The sequence below is a fragment of the Streptomyces sp. NPDC002490 genome, assembly GCF_040296045.1.
In the GTDB taxonomy this organism is placed as follows: domain Bacteria; phylum Actinomycetota; class Actinomycetes; order Streptomycetales; family Streptomycetaceae; genus Streptomyces.
In genome coordinates, this window is record NZ_JBEOWM010000012.1 from 95,673 (window position 1) to 117,438 (window position 21,766).

At 73.8% G+C, this 21,766-nt stretch carries 19 protein-coding genes; 10 read left to right on the forward strand and 9 right to left on the reverse strand.

Annotation, left to right across the window (positions count from 1 at the left end):
• Positions 1 to 27: 27 nt before the first annotated feature.
• Together ABT092_RS10435 and ABT092_RS10440 are read right to left on the reverse strand one after the other, a co-directional pair.
• Positions 28 to 471 carry a hypothetical protein gene (locus ABT092_RS10435; RefSeq protein ID WP_351241978.1) on the reverse strand — a complete coding sequence of 148 codons (444 nt, stop codon included), beginning with the start codon at positions 469 to 471 and terminating at the stop codon, positions 28 to 30.
• A 326-nt stretch (positions 472 to 797) separates the two neighbouring features.
• Positions 798 to 2,099, reverse strand: coding sequence for an alpha/beta fold hydrolase (locus ABT092_RS10440; protein ID WP_351241980.1), 1,302 nt, complete (start codon positions 2,097 to 2,099; stop codon positions 798 to 800).
• Positions 2,100 to 2,237: 138 nt separating this feature from the next.
• On the opposite strand from ABT092_RS10440, the gene ABT092_RS10445 reads away from it, so the two are divergent.
• The gene (locus ABT092_RS10445) at positions 2,238 to 3,401 is read left to right on the forward strand and encodes an ABC transporter ATP-binding protein (protein WP_351241982.1); all 1,164 of its coding nucleotides are present in this window, start codon (positions 2,238 to 2,240) and stop codon (positions 3,399 to 3,401) included.
• A gap of 21 nt (positions 3,402 to 3,422) precedes the next feature.
• Here ABT092_RS10445 and ABT092_RS10450 read toward each other — a convergent pair whose 3' ends face one another.
• From ABT092_RS10450 to ABT092_RS10460, 3 genes are read right to left on the reverse strand one after another with little or no spacing between them, the layout of a single operon-like run.
• The gene (locus tag ABT092_RS10450; RefSeq protein ID WP_351241984.1) at positions 3,423 to 4,376 is read right to left on the reverse strand and encodes an ABC transporter substrate-binding protein; all 954 of its coding nucleotides are present in this window, start codon (positions 4,374 to 4,376) and stop codon (positions 3,423 to 3,425) included.
• The gene (locus ABT092_RS10455; protein ID WP_351242101.1) at positions 4,373 to 5,044 is read right to left on the reverse strand and encodes an ABC transporter permease; all 672 of its coding nucleotides are present in this window, start codon (positions 5,042 to 5,044) and stop codon (positions 4,373 to 4,375) included. The genes ABT092_RS10450 and ABT092_RS10455 overlap by 4 nt, the downstream gene beginning before the upstream one ends.
• Before the next feature lie 27 nt (positions 5,045 to 5,071).
• A complete protein-coding gene (locus tag ABT092_RS10460) occupies positions 5,072 to 5,752 on the reverse strand; it encodes an ABC transporter permease (RefSeq protein ID WP_351241986.1) in 681 nt (226 codons plus the stop codon).
• 209 nt (positions 5,753 to 5,961) lie between these two features.
• Between ABT092_RS10460 and ABT092_RS10465 the strand changes: the two genes are divergently transcribed.
• Positions 5,962 to 6,780, forward strand: coding sequence for a L,D-transpeptidase family protein (locus tag ABT092_RS10465; protein WP_351241988.1), 819 nt, complete (start codon positions 5,962 to 5,964; stop codon positions 6,778 to 6,780).
• Positions 6,781 to 6,782: 2 nt separating this feature from the next.
• On the opposite strand, the gene ABT092_RS10470 is transcribed toward ABT092_RS10465, so the two are convergent.
• From ABT092_RS10470 to ABT092_RS10480, 3 genes are all read right to left on the reverse strand, one after another.
• Complete coding sequence (locus ABT092_RS10470) at positions 6,783 to 7,517, reverse strand: DJ-1/PfpI family protein (RefSeq protein WP_351241990.1); 735 nt, start codon at positions 7,515 to 7,517, stop codon at positions 6,783 to 6,785.
• Positions 7,518 to 7,610: 93 nt separating this feature from the next.
• A complete protein-coding gene (locus ABT092_RS10475) occupies positions 7,611 to 9,293 on the reverse strand; it encodes a carboxylesterase/lipase family protein (protein ID WP_351242103.1) in 1,683 nt (560 codons plus the stop codon).
• Between the two features lie 81 nt (positions 9,294 to 9,374).
• Positions 9,375 to 10,154 (reverse strand): SDR family NAD(P)-dependent oxidoreductase, encoded by a 780-nt coding sequence (locus ABT092_RS10480; RefSeq protein ID WP_351241992.1) that lies wholly within the window; start codon positions 10,152 to 10,154, stop codon positions 9,375 to 9,377.
• A 170-nt stretch (positions 10,155 to 10,324) separates the two neighbouring features.
• Here ABT092_RS10480 and ABT092_RS10485 point away from each other — a divergent pair, with 170 nt between their 5' ends.
• The 4 genes from ABT092_RS10485 to ABT092_RS10500 all read left to right on the forward strand — a co-directional run bounded on the left by ABT092_RS10485 (position 10,325) and on the right by ABT092_RS10500 (position 14,086).
• Positions 10,325 to 11,191, forward strand: a complete 867-nt coding sequence (locus ABT092_RS10485; protein WP_351241994.1) for a universal stress protein — start codon at positions 10,325 to 10,327, stop codon at positions 11,189 to 11,191.
• A gap of 158 nt (positions 11,192 to 11,349) precedes the next feature.
• On the forward strand, positions 11,350 to 13,044 hold the full coding sequence (locus ABT092_RS10490; protein ID WP_351241995.1) for a VanW family protein: 1,695 nt from the start codon (positions 11,350 to 11,352) through the stop codon (positions 13,042 to 13,044).
• Between the two features lie 206 nt (positions 13,045 to 13,250).
• Positions 13,251 to 13,823, forward strand: a complete 573-nt coding sequence (locus ABT092_RS10495; RefSeq protein ID WP_351241997.1) for an RNA polymerase sigma factor — start codon at positions 13,251 to 13,253, stop codon at positions 13,821 to 13,823.
• Complete coding sequence (locus tag ABT092_RS10500; RefSeq protein ID WP_351241999.1) at positions 13,820 to 14,086, forward strand: hypothetical protein; 267 nt, start codon at positions 13,820 to 13,822, stop codon at positions 14,084 to 14,086. The genes ABT092_RS10495 and ABT092_RS10500 overlap by 4 nt, the downstream gene beginning before the upstream one ends.
• Positions 14,087 to 14,133: 47 nt before the next feature.
• Here the strand turns inward: ABT092_RS10500 and ABT092_RS10505 are convergent, their stop codons facing one another.
• Positions 14,134 to 15,501, reverse strand: coding sequence for an amidohydrolase family protein (locus ABT092_RS10505; RefSeq protein ID WP_351242001.1), 1,368 nt, complete (start codon positions 15,499 to 15,501; stop codon positions 14,134 to 14,136).
• Positions 15,502 to 15,771: 270 nt separating this feature from the next.
• On the opposite strand from ABT092_RS10505, the gene ABT092_RS10510 reads away from it, so the two are divergent.
• From ABT092_RS10510 to ABT092_RS10525, 4 genes are all read left to right on the forward strand, one after another.
• Entirely contained in the window at positions 15,772 to 16,461 is a 690-nt protein-coding gene (locus tag ABT092_RS10510; RefSeq protein ID WP_351242003.1) for a helix-turn-helix domain-containing protein, read from the forward strand.
• A gap of 183 nt (positions 16,462 to 16,644) precedes the next feature.
• Positions 16,645 to 19,545: a Na+/H+ antiporter subunit A gene (locus ABT092_RS10515; RefSeq protein WP_351242005.1), complete on the forward strand. Its 2,901-nt coding sequence runs from the start codon at positions 16,645 to 16,647 to the stop codon at positions 19,543 to 19,545.
• On the forward strand, positions 19,542 to 20,126 hold the full coding sequence (locus ABT092_RS10520; RefSeq protein ID WP_351242007.1) for a Na(+)/H(+) antiporter subunit C: 585 nt from the start codon (positions 19,542 to 19,544) through the stop codon (positions 20,124 to 20,126). The genes ABT092_RS10515 and ABT092_RS10520 overlap by 4 nt, the downstream gene beginning before the upstream one ends.
• Positions 20,123 to 21,766: a Na+/H+ antiporter subunit D gene (locus ABT092_RS10525; protein ID WP_351242009.1), complete on the forward strand. Its 1,644-nt coding sequence runs from the start codon at positions 20,123 to 20,125 to the stop codon at positions 21,764 to 21,766. Before ABT092_RS10520 ends, ABT092_RS10525 begins: the two co-directional genes overlap by 4 nt.

The window sequence follows — 21,766 nt, forward strand, 5'->3', positions numbered from 1 at the left end:
GGGAGGGCCGACCGACCGCGGGGCCGGTCAGGACTGGTAGCTGGGGTCCAACTTGTAGAGCGTGGACCCGACCTCCGTCATCTTGCTGTCGGCCACCGCCTTGTGACAGGCCACGCCCAGGTCGGCCTCGAAGCGGGTGGCCTCGGAGCGACCCGGGGCGTCGACGTCCTCGCCCCGCTGCTCGGTGAGGATCTCGAAGGCCATCACCCAGCGCTCCTCGGGGGTCATCTGCTCGCGGAACTGGTCGCAACTGGTGTCGGCGCTCGACCGCTTCCAGGTCTGCTCGTAGGTCCCGTCCGGGCCCGGCTCGGGCAGCACCGGCTTGGCGGTCTTGTCCGGCGCGGAACTGCCGGCTTCGGCCGCCGTGCTGGACTTGCTCCCCTCGGCCCCTCCCGGACTGTCGGTGCCGCAAGCGACGAGCGTCGCTGACAGGGCGGTGATGGCGAGTAGTGCGGCAGTCCTGGTGCGCATGGCGAGCCCCCCACGGGAACGGTACTTGTGGAGTGACATTCTGTAGGCAAAAGGACCGCCCGAGCACGAATCCGAACGCTTCGTTTCCTACCCGTAACGCATACCCAAAGTGGTCTGGACCAGCAGTTTTACCTGGTGACAGGGTTCCCGGGGATCAGGTCTGAACGCCTCTAGCCTTGCCCTGCATGGTTTTGACGAACCATCAACGGAAAGATCCCTTTCCTGACCGCGGGGTATGCGCCCGGCGCACGCCCCGGCGCATTGTGTGAGCTGCGCCCCGCCGTACCGCACGACCCGCACGGCGGTGGCCTTGAGTCCCCGATCGGTCACGCTGCGCCGCGGACCAGGTCCAGCAGGCGGTCCAGGACCCGTGCTCCACCGACCCGCACCCCGTCGTGCTCGAACTCGTCGGTCACCCAGGTGCGCAGCCCGCGCACGGTCCGGGCGGTGTCCAGCGAGTGGGCGGTGTCCACGTACATGTCGTCGTGGTAGACGGCCGCGGCCACCGGCACCTCGTTGCGGGCGAGCCGGTCCGCGTCGTAGAGCGGGGTCCAGTCGGTGCGCTCGGCCAGCAGCTCCGCCGTCTCCCGCAACGGGCTCAGCGCCGGGTCCGCCTCGAACATCCACGGGTGCACGGTCTCGCCGGTGAACAGCAGCGGTCCCGCGCCGGCGAAGGACCGGCGCGCGTCGAACTCCGGAAACTCCGCCCGGACCCGCTCCGCCGACCAGGCGGTCGGTCGGCGGTCCTGGGCGTAGATGGACTCGTGGACCAGCGCGTACAGCGGGTGCTCGGCGTGCGAGAGCACGGCGTGCACCTGGGACAGGAAGGCGTCCGCGAGGACGGGCCCCTTCGAGGTGCGGGCGAAGGCGTGCTCCAGCAGGTAGTGCAGACGGTGGCTGCCGTCCCCGCCGCCCAGGAGGATGCCGAGGGACTGGAACGCCTCCACGGTCAGCAGGTAGCCCCCGTCGGTGACCGCCCCCCGTTCCTCCAGGTGGCCGGCGATCCGCCAGGCCCGCTCCACGTCCATCGGGTAGCGGGCGTAGTGTCCCCCGACCTTGCGGGCGATCCGCGGATACGCGGCCCGGTAGACGTCGTCGGCGTGGGCGTCCAGGGACGGCAGCCCGCCGGTGATCAGGGCGGCGGCGAGCCCCTCGGGCGCGGCGGACAGGTAGTGGGTGGCGCAGAAGCCGCCGAAGCTCTGCCCCAGCACCGTCCAGGGCGCGCCGCCGGTCAGGGCTGGGCGGATGGCCTCGCAGTCCCGGACGATGGAGTCCGAGCGGAAGTGCACCAGGTAGTCGGCTTGGGCCTGCGGACCGCCGCGCAGCGGCAGGGTCTGCCGGGTGGCGGGGGTGGAGCGGCCGGTGCCCCGCTGGTCGAGCAGGAGGACGCGGTACTCCTCCAGGGCCCGCGGGAGCCAGGCGGAGGCGCCCGCGAAGCGGTTGGCGCCGAAGCCGGGTCCGCCCTGGAGGTAGACCAGCCAGGGCAGGCCCTCCGGGTCGCGTCCGGGGGCGACCGCCTCCCGGGCGAACAGTTCGATCTGCTCCCCCGCCGGGTGGCCGTGGTCCAAGGGGACGCTGAAGTGGTGGTCCGTGTACACGACGCCCGGCTGGCGGTACGTGAGAGGCACTCGGATGCTCCTGTGATGCGTAGTTCCTGGGGAGTGGTCCCACCAGTGGACCACAGCTCCCCGCGCTGCCGTACGGCACCCGGCGGGCAGCCGACGGCCCCGTGTGCGGGCGCCGGACGCCACGGCTAGCGTGGGGGAATGATCCGGTTCGAGCAGGTCGGCAAGCGCTACCCGGACGGCACGACGGCGGTGGACGGCCTCGACTTCGAGGTGGCGGAGGGGGAACTGGTCACCCTGGTGGGACCCTCCGGGTGCGGGAAGACGACCACCATGATGATGGTCAACCGGCTCATCGAACCCACCACCGGACGCATCCTCGTCGACGGGGAGGACATCGCCGGGGTCGACCCCGTGCGGCTGCGCCGGCGGATCGGGTACGTGATCCAACAGGTGGGGCTCTTCCCGCACCGCACGGTCCTCGACAACACGGCGACGGTGCCGGCGCTGATCGGCTGGAAGCGCGGACGGGCCCGGGCGCGAGCCGCCGAACTCCTGGAGCTGGTGGGGTTGGACCCGGCGACGTACGGACCGCGCTACCCCGACCAGCTCTCCGGCGGTCAACGGCAGCGGGTGGGCGTGGCCCGGGCGCTGGCCGCCGATCCGCCGGTGCTGTTGATGGACGAGCCGTTCGGTGCGGTGGACCCGGTGGTGCGGGAGCAGTTGCAGGACGAGTTCCTGCGGATGCAGGCGGCCGTGCGCAAGACGGTGCTGCTGGTGACCCACGACATCGAGGAGGCGGTGCGCCTCGGCGACCGGATCGCCGTGTACGGGAAGGGGCGCATCGAGCAGTACGACACCCCCGGCGCGGTCCTCGGGACGCCCGCGAACCCGTACGTGGCCGGGTTCGTCGGAGCCGACCGGGGACTGAAGCGGCTCTCGGTCACCGTGGTCGAAGCCGACGACCTGGAGCAGCCGGTGGTGGTGCGCACCGCGGAGTCGGCCGAGCGGGCCGCGGGCCGGTTGCGCGCGGCGGGCGCCCGCTGGGGTGTGGTGCTGGACGCCGGCGGGGACCTGCACGGCTGGGTGGGCGCGGACGAGTTGGCGCTCGCCGGCCGGGGCGGCACGGTCGGGGACCTGGCGCACCGGATGAACGCGTGGGTGGCGGTGGGGGCGTCGCTGAAGCAGGCGTTCGGGGTGATGCTCCAGCACGACGCGGGTTGGGTGGCGGTCCTCGACGGGGCGCGGTTCCTCGGGGTGTTGACCCCGGCGAAGCTGCACGAGGCGCTGCGCAGGTCGGTGGACGCGGACGCCCAGGGGGTGACGCGCGGGGAGGTCGCGTTCGACTCGGTGGCGGACGTGTGACCGGGTGCCCCCGCCGGTGCCTCACAGCAGCCCCCGGTTCCTGAGGTAGGACCGGGCGACGTCCTCGGGCAACCGTCGCCAACTGTCGACCTCCCGGTTCAGGGAGGCGAGGTCCGCGGTGGTGAGGACCTCGTTGAGCCGGTCGAGGGCGCCGGTCACCCCTTCGGCGCCGGCCCGGGAGCGGTTGACGACGGGGACGACGTAGTCGGCGTTCTGGAGGTGCTTGTCGTCGGCGAGGATCACCAGGTCGAACTCGCCGAGCGTCGCATCGGTGGTGGTGGTGAGGACCATCTGGTCCTGGCCGCTCTGGACGGCCTTCTTGGCCTGGGTGGTGCCGACGCCCTTGGGGTCGATCCCGGTGATGTCGATGCCGTACACCTTCCTCAGGCCGGGCTCGCAGTACGGCCGCTGGACGCACTCGTCCCCCGCCGCGAGCCGCACCGGCAGCCCGGAGCGCCCCAGGTCACTGAGGGTCTTCAGCCCGTGCTCACGGGCGTAGGCGGCGGACACCGCGAACGCGTTCTGGTCGACGGCGCGGCCCGGGTCCAGGACCGTGAGCCCGCGGGGGGTCGCGAGACGGCGCAGGGCCTCCATGGTAGCCGTGAGGTCGGGCGAGCCGACGGGGGGTGCGTCGGGGCCGTTCTCCTTGGCGTTCAGCCAGTCCGCGAAGGTGGCCGCGTACTCGGCGACGACGTCGATCTGTCCCGACTCCAGGGCGGGTTCGTACAGTTCGCGGTTGGCGACGGTGAGCAGTCGGGTGCGGTAGCCGGCCTCTTCGAGGAGGAGTGCGTACATCTGGGCGAGCAGATCGCTCTCGGTGAAGCCCGCCGATCCGATGACCAGGTCCTTGCTGTCGCCGGGCGGTGCGGTGACGGCGTCCCGGTCCTCCAGCGCCGGGCCGGAGGCGCAGCCGGTGAGCACCGCGACGAGGAGCAGGGCGGTCAGCCGGGCGAAGCGGGCCGGGCGGGCGCTCACCGCCGGCCCCGGGCGCGGAACGGGGCGAGGCGTTCGACCACTTCGAAGAGGCCCTCCACGAGGAGGGCGAACGCGGCCACCAGGACCGCGCCCGCGACGACCATCGGGGTGCTGGCGAGGGCGAACCCGGCGGTGATGATCCGGCCCAGACCTCCCCCGCCGGCGAGGGCCGCGATGGTCGCGGTGGCGACGAGTTGGACGGCCGCGATCCGCACTCCGGTGAGCACCAGGGGCAGGGCGAGCGGCAACTCCACCCGCACCAGCACCTGTCGCCCCGTCATGCCCATGCCCCGGGCGGCCCGGACCACGTCACGGTCGACCCCGCGCATCCCGACGTAGGCGTTGGTGAGCAGCGGCGGGACCGCGAACAGCACCAGGGCGATGACCGTCGGCCCCTCCGCGTACTGCCCGACCGGCGTCAGCAGCAACAGGACGAGGACCGCGAAGGTGGGCACGGCACGGCCGACGTTGGCCAGGTTGACGGCGAGCGCGCCGCCCCGGCCGAGGTGGCCGAGGACCAGGGCGACGGGCAGCGCGATCAGGCAGCTGACGACCAGGCAGACGGCGGTCAGGACGGCGTGCTGGAGCAGCCGGTGTCCGATGCCGTCGCCGCCGGACCAGTGCGCCGGGTCGGTCAGCCAGCGCCATGCCTCGGCCAGGGTGTTCAGGGCCGTCTCCCCGGGCCCGGGGGCAACTCATCCACGGGCGGCCCTCGTCCAGGGCGTGAGCAGCCGTTGCACCCCGAGCAACAGCAGGTCGGCGAGGACCGCGATCACCACGCACAGCACCGAGGCGGTGAGGACCTGCGCCTTGAAGTAGGTGTTCATGCCCGAGTAGATCAGGTTGCCGAGTCCGCCGAAGCCGACGATGGCCCCGACGGTGACCAGCGACACCGCGGAGACCGTGGCGATCCGCAAGCCCGCCATCGAGGCCGGCAGGGCGAGCGGGAGTTCGACCGACAGCAGCAGTCGGACGGGCCCGAAGCCGAGGCCGCGGGCCGCCTGCCGGGTCTCCTCGGGTACGGCGCGCAGCCCGGCCAGGACGTTGCGCACCAGCAGGGTCAGTGAGTACAGGACCAGTCCGGCGACGACCAGGGAGGCGGAGAGCCCGTAGGCGGGCAGCAGCAGCGAGAACATGGCGAGGGAGGGGATCGTGTAGAGCACCGTGGTCACCACCAGGACGGGTCCGGAGGCCCAGCGCCAGCGCCGGGCGGCGACGGCCAGGGGGACGGCCACGACCAGGGCGATCAGCACGGCGAGGAAGGTCAGTTGGACGTGCTGGAGGACCGCGTCGGCCAGGATGTGGCGCCGGGTGGTGAGGTAGGCGCCGCAGATCCACTCGTTGCGGGCCAGGCAGTCGTCCGGGGGCGCGGTCATCTGCCCATTGCAGCGCGCGTCCGCGGCGCCGCGCCCGACGGACTGGGCCGTTCGGGAGCGCCGGGCCCGGGCGCGGCGTCCGCTCGGGTGACCGGGCACCCGGTGGGTGGTCGGGTCGGCCCAACGGGTGCGGGGTTCACCGCGCGGACGGGCACACATGGACCCACCGGTGGGCCGTGCGTCCGGCCCCGCGAGCGAGAGGTGTCCCCGTGTCAGCGAGCCCCGCCCGAGCCCGTACCCGCCCGCAGCGCCCCGTTCGGGGGGTGCTCGCCGCCCTGTGCTGCACGGCCTTGCTGGTGGGCGGCTGCTCCCGGGCGGACGCGCCGGGCGCGGGAGGTGCCGGCGGGGACGAGGACGCCGCGTCCGTCGGCCGGCCCGGGCCCCCGGCCGGCCCTCCGATCGAGGGCCGGCCGGGGCCGGGAACCGGTGGGGAGACGGCGGCGATCGCGGGGCTCGGCTCGCTGACCCGGGCCCGGGTCCCGTCCGGGGCGCGGCAGGCGCTCGTGGTGACCGGCACCGGCCGGGACTCCAGCGCGGGCACGGCCGCCCTGCACCAGCGGGACGCGCAGGGTACCTGGCGCACGGTCGCCGGCCCCTGGCCGGCGCACAACGCGCTGCGCGGGTGGACGGACGACCACCGGGCGGGCGACCTGCGCACCCCGATCGGGGTGTTCGGGCTCGGCGACGCCGGCGGTCTGCTGCCCGACCCCGGGACGGAGCTGCCCTACGACCGGGACGACCGGTTCGGCGACTCGGGCACCGGGTTCCTCGACGAGCCCTTGGCCGGCTCGTTCGACTACGTCCTGGCCATCGACTACAACCGGGTTCCCGGGACGTCCCCCCTGGACAAGACCCGCCCGCTCGGCCTCGACAAGGGCAGCGGCATCTGGCTGCACGTCGACCACGGGGGGCCGACGAAGGGCTGCGTGTCGCTGCCCCGGGGCCGGATGAGGGAGTTGCTGCGCCGTCTCGACCCCGCGGCGCACCCGGTGGTGGTGATGGGGGACGCCGCCTCGCTGCGCCGTTGACCTCAGGTGCGCAGGGGCGTGCCCCGCCGTTCGAACTCCAGCAGGTACTCCACGTCCTTCGCCGCCTCGGACGCCACCTCGCGGTCCAGCAGGTGCAGGGAGCCGTCGATGCCGGAGCTGATGCCGCCCGCGGTGACGAGGTCCCCGTCGTCGACGACCCGGACGTCGCGCACGTCGCAGCCCCGCTCCCGCAGGTACGGCCGGGCGCCGGTGTGCGTGGTGCACGGTCGGTCGCCCACGAGCCCCGCCGCGTGCAGCAGCACCACGCCGGTGCAGACCCCGAGCAGGGTGGAGCCCCGACGGGCCGCCGTCCGCAGCTTCCGGGGCAGGACACCACCGCGGATCTCCGGCCAGATGCCCGGCCCGTCCCGGTCCCCGAATCCGCCGCCGGGCACCACGATCGCGTCGGTGCCGTCCGGTTCCCAGCCCTGGGCGACCTCCACCCGGGTCCCGAAGGCGAGGGTCACCGGCCCCGGGGCGCCCCCGGTCACCAGCCGGACGCGCACCGGGTGGCCCATCGCCGCGGCCCCGGCGAACACCTCGAAGGGACCGAACACGTCGAGTTCCTCGACCCCGTCGAACAGGACGATGTCCACGCGCAGCGGACGGTCCGCGCGCGGGGCGTCACCGGAGCGGCGGCCCGCGGTCGCGGCGCTGGCAGCTGCGGGGCCGGCGAAGCCGGCGGCCAGGGCCGCCCCGGCGGTGGCGAGGGCGCTCCTGCGTCTGATGGTGCTCAACTCGGGCCTCCACGAGGGGTGCTGCGGGTGACGGTCACCCGCAGGTCGCCTCGGGGAGGTAGTCGGTCGGTGTCGGTGGCGGGTTCCCGGAGGTCACCGGACGGGGGTGCTCGGCAGCCCGCGCCAGAACCCCAGCCGGTGCGTGCGGGCGTAGTCGACGGGCCCGATCCGGTCCGGGGCGAGCGACTGGGTGTACGGCACGTCGGCCGCGGGGCGGTGGCGGGGCCAGGGGGGCAGCCCGGCCCCCACGGGCGCGCCGGTGTCGGCGAAGGCGGCCCACTGGTCGGTCATGGTGTCCGAGAGCCGCAGTTGGGCCGGGGTGAACAGCGGTTGGGCCTGCGGGTCCTCGAAGACGTAGGGGGTGTCGCCCGCGTGGAACGCGCCGAAGTCGAAGTCCCCCGACAGCGGCAGGTACATCGGGGCGTCGCGGTCGGCGAACTCGTAGGCGTACACGGGCACGTGGCGGGCGAGCACGGTGTGCTGGGCGTCGGTGCCGAGCGCCCACATCCGGTCGGTGACGACCGTGGCCCAGGCCAGGGCCGGCGAGGGGAAGTCGCGCAGCGGGTAGGCGGCCCGCACCCGGGGCGCGTCGGCGCCGAACGCGGTGTCCAGGGCGGTGGCGTAGTCCTCGCGGGTGAAGGGGGTGCCGACGGCGTCGTACTGCATGCCCACGAAGGTGCGGTGTTCGTCGAGGGTGGCCCCGGAGAGCACCGGCACCCGGTGGAGGCGTCCGGCGCGCAGCGCCTCGGGCGGTAGTTCCGGGAGGACGGGCGTGCCGTGGGCGAACGCCTGGAACACGTTCATGATCGACGGCACCTCCAGGATGCGTGCCACCGGGAGGGCCCGTAGGCAGCGCAGGCCCGCGGCCGGGTCGGCGTGGGCGCAGCCGAGCGGGGCGGTGATGTGGGCGCTGGCCTCCTCCACTTCGCGCAGGGTCCGCCACACGTACCACCGGTAGCCGGGGACGTCCGGGCCCATGGCGCCGGCGGGCATGTCCATCAGCCCCTCGCCACTGGCCAGGACCGCCCGGTCGAACAGGCCGCGGGCGGTGGGGGAGGTCAGGTGCGCCGTGATGGCGGCGGCGCCGAAGGAGGATCCGGCGACGGTGACCCGGGTCGGGTCGCCGCCGAAGGCCGCCGCGTTGCGCCGCACCCAGTACAGCGCGGCCTGCTGGTCCTGGAGTCCGAAGGTGCCGGACCCGGGCAGGCCCGGGTGCGCGAACCCGCCGAAGATCCCGAGCCGGTAGTTCACGGTGACCACCACGGTCCCCCGGTCGGCCAGTCGGCGCCCGTCGAAGAAGGAGCCGGCGCCGACCGCGCCGTCGCCGTGGATCCACACCAGCACCGGGGCCCCGCGCCCGCCCCGCGTCGCGGGCGCGGTCACGTCGAGGACCAGGCAGTCCTCCTCGGTGCTGGCCGACGGGGTGTAGGGCGAGGGCACCTGGGGACACAGCGGTCCCGGCCGGGTGGCGTCCCGCACGCCCGCCCAGGGCGACACCGGACGGGGCGCCGCCCAGCGGTGCGCGCCGGTGGGCGGGTCGGCGTAGGGGATGCCGTGGAAGGTGCGGTGCGCGTCGGTGCGGGTGCCGCGCACCCAGCCGGCGTGGGTGCGGACCCGGTCCTCGACCGCGGGGGCGTCCCGGCCGGGCGTGGGGCCGCCGGCGTGCGCCGCGGGGTGCGGCAGGACCGACGTGGCCAGGGCTGTCAGGAGGATCAGGGAGACCCGCGCCGCCGGCCGCAGGAGCGGACGGCGACCGCGGGAGCGGGTGCGCGTCATCACCCTCGTCATCGTCGACGGCCGGTCGGAGCGGCGCAACGCCGTCCGGTCCGAGCGGGCGAAGGAGCCGGCGGGACGCGCTCAGTGCACCGAGAAGCCGCCGTCCACGAAGAGGGACTGGCCGGTGACGTAGGCGGAGGCGTTGGAGGCCAGGAACACCGCCGCGCCGGCGAAGTCGGCGGGCAGTCCGTTGCGCCCGGTCATGGTGCGGGCGGCGAGGGCAGTCACCCGTTCCGGGTCGGAGGCCAGGCGCCTGTTGAGGGGCGTCATCACGAAGCCGGGCACCAGGGTGTTGGAGGTGACGCCGTACGGCGACCACGCCTCCGCCTGGGAACGGGAGAGGGACTCCAGGGCGCCCTTGGACACCCCGTAGGCCCCGCTGTCCACGAAGGCGCGGTGCGCTTGCTGCGAGGTGACGTGGATGATCCGGCCGAAGCCCCGGTCGGCCATGCCGGGACCGAACCGCTGCCCCAGCAGGAACGGCGCCTCCAGGTTGACGGCCATGGTGGCGTCCCAGACCTCCTCGTCGAGTCGGCCCAGGGGCGGCCGGAGGTTGACCCCGGCGCTGTTGACGAGGACGTCGGGTTCCCCGAAGACCTCGGCGGCCCGCTCGGCCGCCGCGCGCACCCCGTCCCGGGTGCTCAGATCCGCACTGACCCAGGCGGCGCGGCAGCCGGCGGCGGCCAGTTCGTCCACGGTCGCCACCAGGTCCCGCTCGCCCCGGGCCACGACCACCACGCCGGCCCCGGCACGCGCCAGTGCCCCGGCGACGGCCCGGCCTATCCCGGAACTGCCGCCGGTGACCACCGCCACTCTGCCGTCCAGGGAGAACAGCTCCGTCAGGTAGCTCTGTGAGGTCATGCCGGCAGCCTATGCGCCTGGCCTCGGGCGCATAGGCCCCTCGGACCGCGCGGACCTGCGGAAACCCGGATCTCGGGACGATCGGCCCTGCCCCCGGGCGCCCGGGTCGGGGAGGCTGGAGCGGGAGCGGTAGCCTTGCCGCTCCGTTGCGTCACGAGGAGGCATGGCACATGACCCGCGCTATCGCTGTCGGGGTGGACGGTTCACCGGCGAGCACGGCGGCCGTCGACTGGGCGGCCCGGGAGGCGGCCCTGCGGGGGCTCCCGCTCCGCATCGTCCACGCGCCCTGGTGGGAGCCGCGGGACTTCCCCGTCGTCGAGGGCGACGACGCCCTGGACCGGGCCGCCGAGGCCGTGGTGTCCGGGGCCCGGGAGCGCGCTGTGGACGGGCGCCCGGAGTTGGCGGTCACCACCGAGGTCCTGACCGAGGCACCGGTTCCCGCGCTGCTCGGTGCGGCCCGCGGGGCCGAGATGCTGGTCCTCGGCTCCCGGGCGCAGGGGCCCGTCCTGGGCTTCCTGCTCGGCTCGCACGGTCAGCAGGTGATCGCCCACACGCCCCGGCCCGTGGTGTCCGTGCGCGTGCCCTCCGGTACGGCGGCGGTCCCGGGAGGGGAGGTCGTGGTCGGCCAGCAGGGCGGCGCCGAGGACAGCGACCCGGCCCTCGGTTTCGCCTTCGAGGCCGCCGCGGCGCGCGGCGCGACCCTGCGGGTGGTGCGGGCCTGGAGCCTGCCGCCCTTCTACGCCTACCCCGAGTTCCTGCGCCGCACCGACGAGGCGGGCGGGCTGGAACCGATGGAGCGCACGGCGCTGGCCGAGGTCCTCGCGCCCTGGCGGAAGCGGTTCCCCGAAGTGCCGGTGGTGGAGCACGTGGAGATCGGGAGCGCCGGACAGGTGCTGCTGGCCGCGGCCGGCGGGGCCGCACTGCTGGTCGTGGGGCGCCGGGCCCGCTACACCCCCACCGGGGGCCTCATCGGTTCGGTGGCCCACGCCGCGCTCCACCACGCGCACTGCCCGGTGGCGGTCGTCCCGCACGCGTGAGCGGGTCCGGAGGTGCCGGGCCTCGCTCATCGGCCGCGGAACGACATGTTCCGGCCATTTACCATTTGACTATATTTGGGACAGTACTGTCCTGAGTAGCATCGCACCGGCCGGGCCGTGGCCCGGCCCTTTCCTTGCCGGTCACCCCTGGGAGTTCCATGCGCCGCCGAATACACCCCGCTGCCCTCGTGGGCGGTGCCGTCGTCCTCGGAACGGGTGCGCTCTACCTGACCGGGTTGGCGCTCACCGCCGAGGAGGCGCCCACCGGCACCAGCGTGCTCGGCGTGGCCATCGGGGGGCTGGACCGGGACGGGGCGCGACAGAAGCTGGACCGGGAACTGGCGGCCCGCGCAACGGCTCCCATCGAGGTCGTGGTGGGCGAGCGGACCGACCGGATCTCCCCGCGGGCCGCCGGGTTCGAGGTGGACACCGAGGAGACCGCCGCGCGGGCCGTCCGGGCCGGCAAGGACCCGTTCACCGTGATCGGCAACCTGTTCTCCTCCGACGGCGGTCCCGTGGACCCGGTGGTGCGCACCGACGAGGAGGCGACCCGGGCCGCGGTGCGCGAACTGGCGGAGGAACACGACCGCACGGTCCGGGACGGAGCCGTCGCCTTCTCCGGGGGCGCACCGAAGGTGACCCCCGCCCGGACCGGGACGGCGCTGGAGGTGGACGGCGCCGTGGACGCCCTGCGGAAGGCGTACCTCGCCCCCGAGGGGCCCCGTCCGGTGGTGCTGCCGGTGCGGGAGAGCGCGCCGCGGGTCACCGCCGCCGAGACCGACCGCGCGCTGCGCGCCTTCGCCCGTCCCGCGATGTCCGGGCCGATCACCCTCACCACCGACGAGGGACGCATCACGCTCACCCCCGCCACCTTGGGCGAGCACCTGAGCCTGCGCCCCGACCGCAACCATCGGCTCCAGCCGGCGCTGGACGAGAAGGGCCTGTTCAAGGACCCGGCCGTGGTCCGTGCCGTGGACGCGGTCACCACCCGGGCGCAGGACGCGACCCTGCGGCTGGACGGCGACCGGGTGGCGGTGGCGACCGAGGGCAGAGCGGGCCAGAAGGTCACCGCCGACGCCCTGGGCGAGGCGGTGCTGCCGCTGCTCACCAAGACGGGCGGGGCCCGCACCGGCGCGGTGGAGACGGTGAAGGAGCAGCCGACGCTGAGCCGGGCGAAGCTGCCCGAGCTGGGGCTGACGGAGAAGGTGTCGTCCTTCACCGCCAACTTCGAGAAGGCCGAGTACCGGACGAAGAACATCGGGCGGGCCGCCGAACTCATCAACGGCTCGACGGTCCTGCCGGGCGAGACCTGGAGCTTCAACGACACGGTGGGCGAGCGGACCACCGCCAACGGCTTCGTCGACGGCATCATCATCCTCAACGACAAGTACACCAAGGCGTCCGGCGGCGGTGTCTCCACGGTCGCCACGGCGATGTTCAACGCCATCTTCTTCGCCGGCGTCAAGCCCGTGGAGTACGGGGCCCACTCGTTCTACATCGAGCGCTACCCCGAGGGCCGGGAGGCCACCGTCGCCTGGGGCAGCCTCGACCTCAAGTTCACCAACGACTCGGGCAGGGCGCTGCACATCCTGACCAACGCCACCGACACCTCGGTGACGGTCACCTTCGTCGGCACCAAGAAGTACGACTCGGTGGAATCGGTCACCGGCCCCCGGAAGAACGTCAAGGAACCCGGCACCCGGGAGGGCGCCAAGGAGGAGTGCCAGCCGCAGACCCCGTTGGAGGGGTTCGACGTCACCGTGGAGCGGGTCTTCCGCAACGACGGCGTCGAGGTGAAGCGCGAGCCCTTCCACACCCGCTACACCCCGCGCGACGAGGTCGTCTGCGACTGACACCGCCCGGGCGACGGCCCGTGGTCGCGCGTACGGTACCCGGATCGGGGTGAATCCTTTCGGGGGCGCGGTGGCTCTCCTGGGTGTGCCGACGACCCCGTGGGCACGGAACCCGGAGGTAACCATGCTCGTCGGTGCGATCGTCACCGCCGCCGTGCTCGTGTGTCTGTGCACGGTGTTCGTCCTGCGCCGGCGGAGGCGTTCCCGTGGCTGACCGCGACTGGCCCGGTGAAGGGGTGGTGCGGGCCGCGCAGCGCGGGGACGCCCGGGCCACCGCCACCCTGGTCAACGGCTCCCATCCGCATGTGCGCCGCTTCGCCCACGCCCTGTGCGCCTCGCCGGAGGACGCCGAGGACGCGGCGCAGGAAGCGCTGATCGTCCTCTACCGGAAGATCGGCATGCTGAGGGCCTCGGGGGCGTTGGCCTCCTGGCTCTTCCGCGTGGTCCGCAACGAGTGCCTGCGCCGGCTCCGGGCGGGGATGCGCCGGGCCGACGCCCCGGTGCCGGACCGGCGACTGCCCTCCGCCGAGGAGCAGGTGCTGGCACGGCTGGAGGCGCAGTGGGTGGTGGACGCGATCCTCGCGCTCCCGGCCGATCAGCGTCGGGTGCTCGTCATGCGCGACATCCAGGGGTACAGCGGACGGCGGACCGCCGAGGCGCTGGGTCTCTCCACCGCCGCGATGAAGTCGCGGCTGCACCGGGCGCGCGAAGCGGTGCGGCGCAGCCTCGACCCCGCGGACGGGACCCGGCCGGCCCGCGACGACGGGGGGCGGTCGTGACCAACGCCCCCGCGTTCGCGAGCCGGTCGGTCCCCGTCCACCTGCTGCGCGGGCTGATCGGGTTCGGCTCCCTGGCCGGCGCCTTCCTGCTGCTGCCGGTGGCCGGGGCGTGGAGCCTGTTGCTCGCCCCGGTCGGGCTGCTCGCCCTGCGGGGCTGCCCGATGTGCTGGACGGTCGGGCTGGTCCAGACGGTGGCCCGGGGTCGGCTGCGCCGGTCCTGCACCGGCGGGACCTGCGAACTGACCGTCGCCGACCGGCGCTAGCCGGGTCGGGAGGGCGGGTGGGGCGGACGGCCCCACCCGCCACCGGATCAGTAGCCCGACGGACGGAAACGGCCGCCCGGCTCGACGCCCGCCCGGGCGAGCACGGCGTCCCGGGCGCCGTTCACCAGCCCGACCACCCGCGACTCGTCCACGTCCAGGAGCCTGCCGGCCGCCTTGACCCGGCGTCCGGCGACCCAGACGGAGTCCACGAGGCCGGGGTGCCCGGCGAGGACGACGGCGCCCGCCGCGTTGTTCATCGGGGCCATCTCGATGCCGTCGGCCCGCACCATCACCACGTCCGCGTCCTTGCCCGGGGTGAGGGAGCCGATCCGGTGGTCCAGGCGCAGGGCCTTCGCTCCGTTGAGGGTGGCGAACTCGATCGCGTCCTGGGCGTCGAGCGGCAGCTGTTCCTCCAGGGTCCCGCCGTTGCGCTCGGCGTCCGCGTGGGCGAAGGCCCGTTCGACGAGCAGGACGGTGCGCATCACTTGGAAGAGGTGGCCGCTGTTGCAGGTGGCGATGTCGATGCCGATGCTGGGGGCCATGCCGGCGTCGAGGAGGCGTCGGGTGGCCGGCCAACCGTGCCCCATCTGCATCTCGATCTCGGGCGTCATCGCCGCGGAGCACCCCGCGTCGGCCATGATCTGGAACTCGTCGTCCGCCAGCGAGTTGCAGTGCGCGCACACCACGTCGGGGCCGAGCAGCCCGTTCTCGGCCAGCCAGGCCACCGGCCGGTCGCGCCCCCAGGCCCCGTCCCCGACGTGCACGGAGATGAGGACGCCCAGTTCCCGGGCGAGGGCCCAGTCGTCCCGGGTGACGTCGTGGGTGGCGTACTGGGGTCCGCGCAGCGCCATGCCCATCTGGAGGAGCTGGTCGTCGGAGGAGAAGTGCTGGGCGCGCACCCGGCGGGCGTCGGCGGCGTTGGTGGGCTTGCCGCTGACCGGGAGCCACTCGTCGTTGGCGTTGCCGTAGCACATCACGAACCGGCCCCGGGTCTCCCGCAGGGCCTCCACCGCGGCGTCTGCGTGTTCGGGCGTGTTCATGTTGTGGGACCAGTCGAGCACGGTGGTGACCCCGGCGTTGAGCGCCTCGTAGGCTCCCGCCAGGTTGCCCGCGTACACGTCCTCGGCCCGGAAGTGGCCGCCCAACTGCACGCGGACGCCGGCGAAGTACTGGCTCAGGGTCCAGTCCGCGGCGATGTTGCGCAGTACCGTCTGCCAGAGGTGGCGGTGGGTGTCGACCATGCCCGGCATCACGATGGCGCCCCGCCCGTCGATGACCTCGGCGTCCGCGGCGGACAGGTCGGGGCCCACCGCGGCGATCCGGGTGCCCTCGATGAGCAGGTCCGCCCGGTCGAGGTTGCCGATGGCCGGGTCGACGCTGATGACACTGGCGTTCTGGATGAGAGTGCGCTTCACCACGTTCTCCTCGTGCTGTTGCCCCGCGTCGCCGCGCTGTCCGTCGTCTCCTGACGCGAGGCGTGTGTCACGCCTCACGTTCGCCAGAGCGTAGGAACCGCTCAAATCGGATGTCAAGTGTCACTGCACACTCTTCTTCTCCGCCCCCCACCAGCCCGACATGCTCACTTCATCTCACCAGCCAGCCCACGAAGGGCACAGGGCGCCCGATGACCAGCGCCTCCGTGCAGTTCCACCACACACCGGGATGTGCGGTCTAGACTGACGCCCGTGACTGCTACGACGCCTCCGGCACCTCCCGCCTCCGGTGTTCCGGCGCTCGGCGAACGGCTCAGATCCGCCCGGCGGGCGCGCGGCGAGTCGGTCCGCGGGCTCGCCCGGCGGATCGGCTGCTCGGCGAGCCTGCTCTCCCAGATCGAACTCGGGAAGTCCGCCCCCTCGGTCGGCGTCCTCTACCAGTTGGCCCGTGCCCTGGACGTCTCCACCGACCACCTGCTGGGGCCGGCCCCGCAGGAGGACCCCGCACCGCGCACCCTCGCACCGGTCCCCCGGGCCGCGGGCTTCGGGGCGCTGCGCGCCCTCCCGCCGACCCAGCGGGTCCAGGTGCAGCGGGCGACGGACCGGCAGAGCGTTAGCTTCGGCGGCGGCGTCCGTTGGGAACGGCTCACCACCACCTCCGACACCCGGGTCGACTTCCTGGAGATCGTCTACCAGCCCGGGGCCTCCTCCGACGAGGACGACCACCCCGTCGACCACCCGGGCGTCGAGTACGGCGTCGTCGTCGAGGGCGAACTGACCGTCCACGTCGACGCGGAGAGCCACACCCTGGGGCCGGGCGACTCCGTCGCCTTCGACTCCGGTCTGCCCCACCTCTTCCGCAACACCGGCACCAGCACCGCGCGTGCCGTCTGGTTCGTCGTGCACGCCGAGAACGGTCCCGGTTCCACCGCCCGCCGCTGACCCGGCGTCAGCCCGTCGAGGGGCCCGGGTGCTGGGCCGGAGGGGGGCACCTCGCGGCAGGTCGGGGCCGCGACGGCGTGCCGGGACGCGAAATGCGGGCCGCGGCTTATAGCTATGTCCCGTGCCCGGTGCCCCTCTCCCTGATCGGACCGCCGCGCGCGGTCCCTCGGTTCCCGGGGCCGCATGGCGGCGCTGATCCTCGCCCACTTCCTGCTCGCCGCGTGCGCCGTCCCCCTCGTACGGCGGCTGGGCCCGCGGGCGTTCGCCCTGCTCGCGGCGGTCCCCGCCGCCGCCCTCGGCTGGGCGCTCGCCCAGTGGGACACGGCCGCCCGGGGCGGTGCGGTGAGCTGGTCGCTCGCCTGGCTCCCCGCGTACGACGTGGAGATCGCCCTCCGGTTGGACGCGCTGGCGCTGCTCATGGTGCTGCTGGCAGCGGGGGTCGGAGCGCTGGTCCTGCTGTACTGCGTGCGGTACTTCGAGGACGGAACGCCCCGGCTCGGCGGTTTCGCCGGCAACCTGCTGGCCTTCGCGGGCGCCATGCTCGGCCTGGTCCTCGCCGACGACCTGGTGGTCCTCTACGTCTTCTGGGAACTGACCACCGTCTTCTCCTACCTGTTGATCGGCCACGACAGCGAACGCAAGCAGAACCGCCGCTCCGCGCTCCAGGCACTGACCGTGACCACCCTGGGCGGACTGGCGATGCTGGTCGGGTTCCTGATGCTCGGTCAGGAAGCCGGCACCTATCGGATCTCGGAACTGCTGGCCGATCCCCCCGCGGACTCCGCCACCGTCTCCACCGCGATCGCCCTGGTGCTCCTGGGCGCCCTGTCGAAGTCGGCGATCTGGCCGTTCAGCGTCTGGCTGCCCAATGCGATGGCCGCACCGACCCCGGTCAGCGCCTATCTGCACGCGGCGGCGATGGTGAAGGCGGGGGTGTACCTGGTCGCCCGGCTGGCGCCCGCGTTCGCGGACGTGCCGCTCTGGCGGCCGGTGCTGCTGGTGCTCGGGTCCGCGACGATGCTCCTGGGCGGTTGGCGCGCCCTGCGGCTGGGCGACCTCAAGCTGGTGCTGGCGTACGGCACCGTCAGCCAACTCGGCTTCCTCACCGTGCTCGCCGGGGTCGGCAACCGGGACGCCGCGCTGGCCGCCGCGGTGCTCATCCTCGCCCACGCGCTGTTCAAGGCCCCGCTGTTCCTCGTCACCGGCATCGTCGACCACGCCGCGGGCACCCGGGACCTACGGCGACTGTCGGGGGTGGGGCGGGCGTTGCCGTGGGTGGCGGGGACCGCACTGGTCGCGGGGGCCTCGATGGCGGCACTGCCGCCGCTGCTCGGCTTCGCCGCCAAGGAGGCGGCCTTCGAGGCCCTGTTGCACGGCGACGCCGTCGACCGTTGGGCCCTGGCCGTCGCCACCGCCGGTTCGGCCTTGACCTGTGCCTACACCCTGCGATTCCTGTGGGGGGCGTTCGCCCGCAAGCCGGGGCTCGACGACACCCCCGTCCAACGGGTGGGCCCGGCGTTCCTGGGGCCGCCGGCGCTGCTCGCCGTCGCGTGCGCGGTCTTCGGACCGGGGGTGTCCTGGTGGAACGGACTGCTGGGAGCGTACGCCTCCGCCTTCCCCGCACCGGCGCACCCGTACGCGCTCTCCCTGTGGCACGGCCTCGGCACCGCCCTGCTGCTGTCCGCCGCGGCCTGGGCCGGTGGTGCGGTGCTGTTCCTGTTGCGCGACCCCGTGGTGCGGCTGTCCCGGCGCATCGCCTGGCCCACCGCGGACCGGGTGTTCGGGCTCGGGCTGCTGGGGCTGGAGCGGATCGCCCTCCAGGTGACCGGCTTCTTCCAACGGGGTTCCGTGTCGGTGTACCTGGCGACGGTGCTGAGCGTGCTGCTCGGCGGGCAACTCGCCGTGCTCCTGGTCGACGAGCCCTGGGCGGGGGCGGTGGCTCCGCGGTTGTGGGACTCCGGTGCGCAGGGCGGCATCGCCCTGCTGACCTGCGCGGCGGCCCTGCTGTGCCTGCCGGTGCAGCGGCGGATGAAGGTGGTGGTGCTGGCCGGACTCACCGGGTACGGCACCGCCCTGCTGTTCGTGGTGCACGGCGCTCCGGACCTGGCGCTCACCCAGTTCTGCGTGGAGACCGTGTCCTTGCTGGTGTTCGTGCTGGTGCTGCGCAGGATGCCGGTGTACTTCCAGGAGACCATCAGCCGCCGCAGGTTGCTGATGCGCATCCCGCTGGCCCTGGTCGCCTCGGCCGTGGTCGCCACCGCCCTGTGGGTGGTCGCGGCAGCCCGGGTGGCCGAGCCGGCGGGCGGGGCGTTGGTGGCGGCCACCGCCGGCCACGGGGTGAAGGAGGTGGTGGCGACGATCCTGGTGGAGTTCCGGGCCTGGGACACCCTGGGCGAGTCGGCGGTCCTCGCGGTGGCGGCGGTGGGCGTGACCAGTCTGATCTACGTGCACCGCCGGGCCGGCGCGGTGGAGCCGGCCCCGGTGGCGGAGGCCGTCGAGCCGCCGGGCGGCCCCACCGCCTGGTCCTACGGTTCGCACTTCGTGGTCCGCGGGCCGGTGGCCGAGGACACCGCTCCCGAGCGGACCTGGCTCGCCGCCGGGGGGACGCTCGCCCCGGAGTACCGTTCCGTGGTCTTCGAAGTGGTGGCCCGGCTGGTGTTCCACCCGGTGCTGGTGCTCTCCGTCTACCTGTTGCTGTGCGCGGAGAACCTCCCGGGCGGCGGGTTCGTCGGGGGGTTGGTGGCGGGCCTGGCCATGATGGCGCGCTACCTGGCCGGCGGGCGACACGAGTTGGCCGACGCGGCCCCGGGCCATCCGGGGCTGTTGACCGGGTTGGGGCTGCTGCTGTCGGCGGTCGTCGGGATCCTCGGGCTGGTCGAGGGCGCCGTGCTCCATCCGCTGACCTACGAGACGCACCTGCCCGTCTTCGGTCACGTCCACGTCGGCACCCCCGTGCTGTTCGACACCGGGGTCTACCTCCTGGTGCTGGGGGTGGTGCTGGACATCGTGCGGGCGCTCGGGGCCCGGGTGGACCGGCAGATCGAGCGGGAGGCCCGCGAGACGACCGGGGGGTCCGCCCGGTGAGCGTCAGCCTGACCCTGTTGGTGACGGGCGCCCTGCTCTGCGCGGTCGGCGGCGTCCTGCTGCTGATGCGCGCCCTCACCCGCATCCTGGTCGGCGCGGTGGTCCTCAGCAACGGCATCAACGTGCTGCTGCTGGCCGCCAGCGGGGCCGCGGGGGCGGCGCCGCTGCTGTACCCGGGGGTCGACCGCACGCGGATCAGCGATCCGCTGCCACAGGCCATCGCCCTGACCGCCATCGTCATCACCCTGGCCACGACCGCGTTCCTGCTGACCATGGCCTACCGCAGCCAGCGGGTGAACGGGACCGACGAGGTGATGGACGACATCGAGGACCGGCGGGTCGCGCTCCGCGCCGAAGTGCAGGAGCAGCGGTCCGCGCTGCGGGAACAGCACGGACCGCGCGGACGGGGGCCGGAGGGCGACCGGGACGCCTACCGCTCGGAGCGTCGACGGTTGCGGGGCGTGCTGCGGGAGGACCGGGCGCTCCAGGCCCGGGCCCGGGACGCCTCGGGCGATCTGTGGAACGACATCCTCGGTGAGGACCCCGCCGACTCCGAAGCCTCCGGGGGGACCGCCCGGTGAACGCGCTCGTACCGCTGCCCGTGCTGTTGCCGCTCCTGGCCGCCGGTCTGGAGCTGGCCCTCGGCACCCGGTTCCCCCGGGCCCAACGGGTGGTGGGCGTCCTGGTGTTGAGCGCCGTGCTGGCCCTGTCGCTGACGATGCTGGTGGCGGCGGACCGGAACGGACCGCTCGCCGTGCACCTGGGGGACTTCGCCCCGCCGGTGGGGATCACCCTGGTCGCGGACCGGCTGTCGGCGCTGATGCTGTCGGTGTCGGCGGCGGTCACCCTGTGCGTGCTGGTGTACTCCATCGGCCAGGGCATGGCCGACCGGGAGGAGCAGTCGCCGCTGGCCGTGTACCACCCCGCGTACATGGTGCTGGTGGCCGGGGTGTCCTGCACCTTCCTCGCCGGCGACCTGGTCAACCTGTACGTCGGCTTCGAGATCATGCTGGTGGCGAGCTTCGTCCTGCTGACGCTGGGCGGCACCGCCGCGCGGCTGCGGGCGGGCGCGACCTACGTCCTGGTGTCGCTGGTCTCCTCGATGGTGTTCTTCACCGCGGTCGCCCTGACCTACGCGGCGGCGGGCACGGTCAGCCTGGGGCAGCTCGGGGTGCGCCTCGCCGAGCTGCCGCTGGGGGTGCGGACCCTGCTGGAGGCCACGCTGTTGACGGTGTTCGCGGTGAAGGCCGCCGTGTTCCCGCTCGCGGCCTGGCTGCCCGACTCGTACCCGACGACACCGGCGCCGGTCACGGCGGTGTTCGCGGGTCTGCTCACCAAGGTCGGGGTGTACTGCGTGCTGCGGGTGGAGACCCTGTTGTTCCCCGGCAACCGGCTGGCCGACCTGCTGATGTGGGCGGCGCTGGCCTCCCTGGTGATCGGGGTGCTGGGCGCGGTGGCGCAGACCGACCTCAAACGGGTGCTGTCCTTCGTGCTGATCAGCCACATCGGCTACATGATCTTCGGGATCGGGGTGGGCACCCGGGCCGGGCTGGGCGGAGCGATCGTGTACGTCGTCCACCACATCACCGTGCAGACCGCACTCTTCCTGGTGGCCGGGTTGATCGAACGCCGCACCGGCACCACCGAGCTGACCCGGGTCGGCGGGCTGTCCCGGGCCGCGCCCGCGCTGGCTGCGCTGTTCCTGGTGCCGGCGCTGAACCTGGCGGGCATCCCCCCGATGTCCGGGTTCATCGGGAAGCTGCAACTGTTGCGGGCGGGCGTCGCGGACGCCGGGGTCCTGGCGTACCTCCTGGTCGCGGCGGCGTCGCTGACTAGCCTGTTGACCCTGTACGTGATGGCGAAGGTGTGGAACCTCGCGTTCTGGCGGGCGGCTCCCCCCGGGCGGCCCGCCCGGGGCACGGTGCTGGAGGAGGCCGATCCGGACGAGGAGCAGGACGAGCACGGCGAGGGCGGCGACGGGGCGGGTTCCGCCCGGCGGCCGGCGCCCGCGGGGCAGGCGGTGACCGCCACGCTGTCCGGGCGGGCCATCACGACGACCACCGACCGGCTGCCCCGCAGCATGACCTGGGCGACCGTCGCGCTGGTGGTGCTCTCCTTGGCCTACACGGTGCTGGGCGACCCCTTCACCGCGCTCACCGACCGGGCGGCGGCCGAACTCCTGGAACGTTCCCCCTACATCGAGGCGGTGCTCGGCCAATGA